Source organism: Paenibacillus sp. USDA918EY (assembly GCF_009870825.1).
GTDB classification, from domain to species: domain Bacteria; phylum Bacillota; class Bacilli; order Paenibacillales; family Paenibacillaceae; genus Paenibacillus_AQ; species Paenibacillus_AQ albilobatus.
The window spans coordinates 169,841-176,683 of sequence record NZ_WTWY01000013.1; the positions used below are offsets into that span (position 1 = coordinate 169,841).

A 6,843-nucleotide genomic window follows, 5' to 3' on the forward strand; every position below is an offset into this window, starting at 1 on the left:
AGATGCTAGATTAGCGGAGGGGACGGAATCGATTCTTACGAAGCGGTAGCGTAAAATCAGGAGGCGGGCAACGATCGGAAGAACGATCCGTAACCGCAGCGGCAACCTTGCATCGATTTACGAACAAATTTCAGAATGAACAGAAATCATTTTATATATGACGGAGGGATGGTCCGCGCATGGATCCGATGTCTACGATGGAGCAGCTCGTCGCCGAGCTGAACAAATTGAATTACCATTATTACACGCTCGACAAGCCGCTGATCAGCGATAAGGAGTACGATGCCTTATACGATCAGCTGGTCGCTTTGGAGAAGGAGAGCGGCGTCGTTTTGCCCGATTCCCCGACCCAACGCGTTGGCGGCGAGCTGCTGAAAGGGTTCGTCCAACACCGTCATTTGGCTCCGCTGTGGAGCCTGGACAAAGCGCAAAACGTGGACCAGCTGCGAAGCTGGAACGCGCGCGTCACCAAGCTTGTGGCGGACTATAACAGCAAAAATCCGGACAATCCTTTGCCGCAGCCAAGCTATGCGGTCGAGCTGAAATTCGACGGCCTGACGCTGAACCTGACGTATACGGACGGCAGGCTGGTGCAGGCGGCGACCCGCGGCAACGGCGTCGTTGGCGAGGGCATTTTGGCCCAAGTCAAAACGATCAAATCCGTACCGCTTACCATCCCTTATCAAGACGGCACGATCGAAGTGCAGGGCGAGGGCATCATGAACCTGTCGGTGCTGGAGAAATACAACCAGACGGCGGCGGAACCGCTGAAAAACGCCCGCAACGCCGCAGCCGGCGCGCTCCGCAACCTGAATCCGAAGGTCACGGCCGAGCGCAAGCTCAGCGCGTTCTTTTACAACGTCGGGTACTCCGACAATATCCGTTTTGAAAGCCACAAGGAAATGATGGACTTTTTGCGCGACAATCATTTTAAGGTGAACCCGTATATTTCGTATTTCGAAAACTTTGACGACGTGACCAAGCAGCTGGAAGACATCCAGGAGCGCCGTGCGGGACTCGATTACCTGATCGACGGCGCCGTCGTGAAAATCGTCGATATGCGCACGCGGGAAGCGCTGGGATACACGGACAAATTCCCTCGGTGGGCGGTTGCCTACAAGTTCGAGGCGGAAGAAACGACGACCGTGCTGGAGTCCGTCTCCTGGGAAGTGGGACGCACGGGCAAAATCACGCCGGTGGCCCGCGTCGAACCTGTCGAGCTGGCGGGCGTGACGGTGCAGAACTGCACGCTCAACAACATCGGGGACATCGAACGGAAAAACCTGAAGCATGCACTTGGCACCCGCGTCTTTATCCGCCGCTCGAACGACGTCATCCCGGAGATTTTGGGAAAGGTGACCGAAGAGAGCGACGGCGAAGAGATTGTGTACCCGGAACATTGCCCTGCCTGCGGGTTCCCGCTGGAACAGCGCGGAGCGCATCTGTTCTGCAACAACCGTCTGGATTGCAAGCCGCAAATCATTGGCCGGATCACCCATTTTGCCTCAAGGGATGCGATGGACATCGAAACGTTCAGCGTCATGACGGCGGAGCAGTTGTACAATGAGCTGAACGTGCGCGAGCCTGCGGACTTGTACACGCTGACGTTTGAAGATTTGATCAAGCTGGATCGTTTTGGCGAGAAAAAAGCGAATAACTTGCTGGCGGCGCTGGAGAACAGTAAAGATCGTGACCTCGCTTCGTTCCTGTTTGCTTTGGGCATCCCGAACACCGGCAAATCGACGACCAAAATGCTTGCCGACCATTACCGCGACTTGCATGCCATTATGAACGCGACCGTGGAAGAACTGATCGCCCTCCCGGACGTGGGCGGCATCGTCGCCGAAAGCATCGTAAGCTTTTTTGCGGATCCGTTCATGAAGACGGGCATCGAAAAGATGCTATCCTTGGGCGTCAAAGCGAAAGCTCCGGAAGCGCCGCAGGTGGTAAGCACCGATTCCTTCTTTAGCGGCAAAACGGTTGTTCTGACCGGAACGCTGCACCAGCTAACCCGCGACGAAGCGGCCAAGAGGCTGGAAGCTTTGGGGGCCAAAGTCACCGGCAGCGTATCCTCGAAGACGGATTTGGTCATCGCGGGCGAAAAAGCCGGCAGCAAACTGACCAAAGCCCAGCAGCTCGGCATTCAGGTCATCGAAGACGAGGATGAGTTCATCCGCCTGCTTAACATGGAAGCTTAAAACCTAATACTAACGAAACAAGCAGAAGTCCTGGTTCAGCAATGAATCAGGACTTTTTGGCGTAAAACAAAATCGTGGGTAACGGAATCTCTGCGTGGATAAAGAATATCTGCTAGAAACTGAGGTGAGGTGGCGAAGAACATGAACGTCATGTCGGAACGGCTGATGCATCCCTGGAAGAGAGAACGGCGGATCATGCGTAAACCGATTTTAAGGGAATGTTAAGGATTTCTGGCGTGATTTTTAAGAATTGGGCTTTATCCTTTTTGTATAAGGCAAAATTTGCCTGTCTGGCAAGGAGGGATTGAAGTGGCAAATAAATGGCTGACGGTTCGCGCCGGTTATTTGTATTTTTTTATCGGGAGCATGCTTCTTAGCAGCATTTTTCTTTTTATTGTACATAAAGCGTTTCGAATTCTGTATTCCCATTATGCTTCCGACCGGGGTGCGTTCGTGGTCCGTTTATCCCATTGGCTGATCAATCACGTGGGGAAAACGCCGATATTCGTGTTTTTATTTTTGGCGGTGTTTATTTCGATCTTTATGCTGAGGTCGCAAAAAACGGCCGATGACGTTAAAGCGCTGCTGAAGGCCGCGGAAGACCTGGCATGCCGGGGTTCGTTTAAGGAGCTGGAAGTATCGTCGGTTGGGGAGTTGAGGGTGCTGGCCGGACATTTGCGCAGCTTGAACGAGTCCTCGGGTTCTTTCCGGCAAAAGAGAGTCTTGGCGGAAAACAATGAACATGAACACACGGTTCAAAAGCTTGAGAACGAAGACGTCATGGCGCTCATTTTAAGGATAAAATCCTTGCTGCGTCTCATCGAGGAAGCCGACAACGGCGAAGGCAAACCGGAGCATACGGAGCGTGTAAACGTAAAAGCGCTCAAGCAGGAAGCGCTCGGAATGGAAAGGCTTTTGGAAAGCCTGATGGTCGTGTCATGATCGGATTTCACGTTATAGCAAAAAAGAAGCTGCTGAAGGTTGGTTATTCCGCGTTTGATTTGGCGGTCCTAGGTACGTTGCTGGCGCTTGCCGGTTTATTTTATGTCCATGTTTATGGGCAGACCATCGTGTCCCGCCATCCGGAGAAGCTGGTTATGCAGGAATCGAGCATCGTTTTGGCCTCCGACGGCACCACGTTAAGGAAGATTCCGCTGCCCGAATCGGGTTACAGAAAGACGGCGAAGCTCGAGGAAATGCCGAAGCTGCTCGTCGATACTTTTTTGGCTGTCGAGGACCGCCGTTTTTATCTTCACCAAGGATTGGACTATAAGGGAATCGGGCGCGCGTTGCTGAACAATACCCTTCAGATGCGGGTTTCCGAAGGAGGGAGCAGCATCACGCAGCAGCTTGCGCGGAATCTTTATTTAAACCGGGAGCAGACTTTGCTGCGCAAGCTGAACGAGGCATCGATCGCGCTTGCGCTCGAGAAACGTTTGTCCAAACGCGTAATTTTGGAGATGTACCTGAATCAGATTTATATGGGAGAAGGGCAATACGGGGTAAAGGCGGCGGCCGAGCATTATTTTGGCATCACGAATTTGAAGGATCTTGATATTATGCAGATTGCTTCCCTGGCTGCCATTCCAAAAGGCCCGTCCATCTATCATCCGGGCGATCCTGACGGGCTCTCGGTTAAAAGGAGGGAGCTTGTCCTGAACGTTATGCGGCAGCAGGGGTTGATTACGCAGAAGGAAATGGCGACAGCGCTGCAGCAGGAGTACCATCCCCCGGCGACGGGCAAGGAAAAGCGAATCGGCGCCTCGTATATCGATGCGGCTTTGGAGGAAGCGGCGAGGGTGACCGGCAAGTCGAAGGAGGAACTGCAAACCGGAGGGTATACGATCGTGACCGGCCTCAATACGGGTGCGCAGCAGGCTTTGGAAGAGACGTTTTCGAATCCGGATTTGTTTCCGCCAAACGGAAAGGATCAGCAGGTGGAGGCCGCCATGGCCATCATCGATCACCGGACCGGCGAGGTCGTCGCATTGACCGGCGGAAGGAATCCCGCCCCCGGCCGCCTGAACAGGGCCGTTGCCGATGCGCGGCAGCCGGGTTCCGCTTTCAAGCCCATCATCGACTACGGACCGGCGTTGGAGAGCGGCATGTTTACGCCGGAGAGCCTGCTCCCGGACCGCAAATCCGCTTACGGCAGTTATCGGCCGGAGAATTTGAACGGGGTTTACCGGGGCCAAGTGACGATGAAAACGGCTTTGCAGCAGTCCATCAATGCTCCTGCCGTTTGGCTGCTCAAGCAGGTGGGAATTTCGAAGGCGACGGCGTTTGCCGCAAAACTGGGGATCGAGCTGCCGAAAGAGGACCGCAATTTGTCTATTGCCCTCGGAGGTCTGCATGCCGGGATTTCTCCTTTGAAAATGGCGCAGGCGTACGGTGTGTTTGCCAGCGGCGGCGTTTTTCGCGAGGCTCATATGGTGCGCCTGATCAAGGACTCGAAAGGAAAAGTGGTGTACGAATACGTTCCCCGTCAGCGCCAAGCGATTTCGCCGGCAACGGCGGAACGCATGACCGCGATGCTGCGCAGCGTGGTGTACGAAGGAACAGGCAAAAAGGCGCAGCTGAATCGCCCCGTAGCGGGCAAAACCGGCACCACCCAGCTGGATCTCCCGGGAGTCAGCCGAAAAGCCAACCGGGATCTCTGGTTCGTCGGTTATACGTCCGAATGGACGGCGGCGGTATGGATGGGTTTTGACCGAACGGACCAAAATAATTACATGACCGAGGGAAGCGGGAAAGCGGCCGCTTTGTTTGCGGCAGTCATGAGAAAAGCCTTCAAGGAGTAGGTCGGGGCGAATGTTCCTCGGTCCGCGACGATTGCGGGAACACGCCCCATCTGTAGATAAAAGGGCATTCGGCCGAGTTAAGGCTATGTTCGTTTTGCCCCGGGGAGCCATGCGTCTTTATCGTATCCGCGCGCTTCCCAATACCCGACGTGATCTCCGGCGATCAGTTCGATCCGGTTCAGCCATTTTACGGACTTATAGGTATACATTTGGGGGACGATCAGCCTGACCGGTCCGCCAAGCTCGCTTGGAATCGGTTTGCCGTCAAGCAGGACGGCGATCATGATGTCTTTCATTCGGGCTTGTTCCATCGTCAAGGAATCGGTGTATTCGCCGTCTCCCGAGTAGAATTTGACTGTTGTGGCCGAGGGCTGGACATGGGCTTGCTCAAGAAGTCGATGGAGCGGGATGCCCTCCCACGTATTATTGTATACGGACCAGCCGGTAACGCAGTGAAAATCACTGACCTGAACGGTGCGGGAAAGCTTCACAAACTCATCCCAGTTCCATTTCAGCGCATGGTCCACGAGTCCGTCCACCGTAAAGGACCAGTTGCTGTTGTCGAATGTCGGGATGGGCGTGACGGTATAGATCCGGAAGCTTCCCTTGGAGCCGCCGCCAATCGGAGGAAGGGAGTCCGCCGCCGGCTGGGGAGCTGGGATCAGATCGTTTCGGTCCTTTTGAACAAGATCATCGATGTTGGCGTCGGAGCTCAGGCTTGAGGACAGCCATTTCACGAAGGAGGGACCAAGGGCAACCGTAAGTCCCAAGCCGATCGCTGAACGCAAAAATGCTCTGCGTGTGTACAACGGCTCGGCGTCCGTACGGGATGTTTCCTGTTTTTTGGGGTTATCCGTACGAACCGTCCGACGATGGGGTTCTTTTAGCCACTGGGTCCGGGTAAGAGAATGGTAGACGATATAAGGAAGGCCGATCCAGGTGAAGGCGTCGTGAACCGTCAACGCGGCATTGGACCATGCCGGACCGAAAAAACGGAATCGCCAAAGCACGACCCCCGAGAGAAACCAGGCGGCCAGGATGCCAATAACGATTAGGACATTCCACTTCTGGGCAGGTCGTCCCTTGAGCAAGCTCCAATGCCTTCCGGCAAGCAGCAAATAATAAAACACGGGCAGCAGCAGCGCCAAACCTACGCCGGTATGAAGCCATTTCAGCCATACCCTGCCGGCGCCGAGCCACTCTCTCCAGACGCCCCATGGCAAAATCAAACCGCTGAAAGCCAGAAAAGCGACCATCCATGCATTCCAGCGGTGGACGGCGGCCAGCTTTTTGCCAACGCCTTTTCGAATGTTACGCAGCCAATCGTTCATCGTCATCCCCCGCAATCGGTTTTGATCAAAGTTATAAAAGCGGCTATTATAGAAAAACTCGAACCATAAACATCGGGCAAGGCAAATGGGAGGTTTCACTATTAAATAAGCTATTAATCGTACAAGAAAATATTAACATATTTAAATTTCAAAAAAACAGTTGCATTATACACGTTATCCATGATATATTATTTCTTGCCGCTGATGCGGTGGGCTTTCAAAAAGAAAAAACACTCTTAAAAAAGTGTTGACTTGATTGAAAGAAAATGATATAATAAAATCCTGCTCCGATGAGAAAGATGTCGAAAAGAGCAGAAACAAGTTCCTTGAAAACTGAACAAATAGATGATGTTTTAAATGAGAATTAAAATAATGAAATTTCCGATTTGGCATTGCTTAATCGAAAAAACATTATTTCTCGTCAGATTCAAAATGAGCTATGAGCTCTTTCGAAGATATGGATTGAAAATGATCGACTCAGCCGAGTTTGACCCATTTTCAATCGTCGGTCGA

4 protein-coding genes are annotated in these 6,843 nt (G+C 53.1%); 3 read left to right on the forward strand and 1 reads right to left on the reverse strand.

Features of this window, described 5'->3' with window-relative positions:
- The first annotated feature begins 179 nt into the window (after positions 1–179).
- The 3 genes from ligA to GQY55_RS22545 all read left to right on the forward strand — a co-directional run bounded on the left by ligA (position 180) and on the right by GQY55_RS22545 (position 4,999).
- Entirely contained in the window at positions 180–2,198 is a 2,019-nt protein-coding gene (gene ligA / locus GQY55_RS22535) for an NAD-dependent DNA ligase LigA (protein WP_160044165.1), read from the forward strand.
- A gap of 309 nt (positions 2,199–2,507) precedes the next feature.
- Positions 2,508–3,140, forward strand: coding sequence for a hypothetical protein (locus GQY55_RS22540; protein WP_160044166.1), 633 nt, complete (start codon positions 2,508–2,510; stop codon positions 3,138–3,140).
- Positions 3,137–4,999, forward strand: a complete 1,863-nt coding sequence (locus GQY55_RS22545) for a transglycosylase domain-containing protein (RefSeq protein ID WP_160044167.1) — start codon at positions 3,137–3,139, stop codon at positions 4,997–4,999. The genes GQY55_RS22540 and GQY55_RS22545 overlap by 4 nt, the downstream gene beginning before the upstream one ends.
- Positions 5,000–5,082: 83 nt before the next feature.
- On the opposite strand, the gene GQY55_RS22550 is transcribed toward GQY55_RS22545, so the two are convergent.
- Positions 5,083–6,330 (reverse strand): molybdopterin-dependent oxidoreductase, encoded by a 1,248-nt coding sequence (locus tag GQY55_RS22550; RefSeq protein ID WP_160044168.1) that lies wholly within the window; start codon positions 6,328–6,330, stop codon positions 5,083–5,085.
- Positions 6,331–6,843 lie beyond the last annotated feature (513 nt).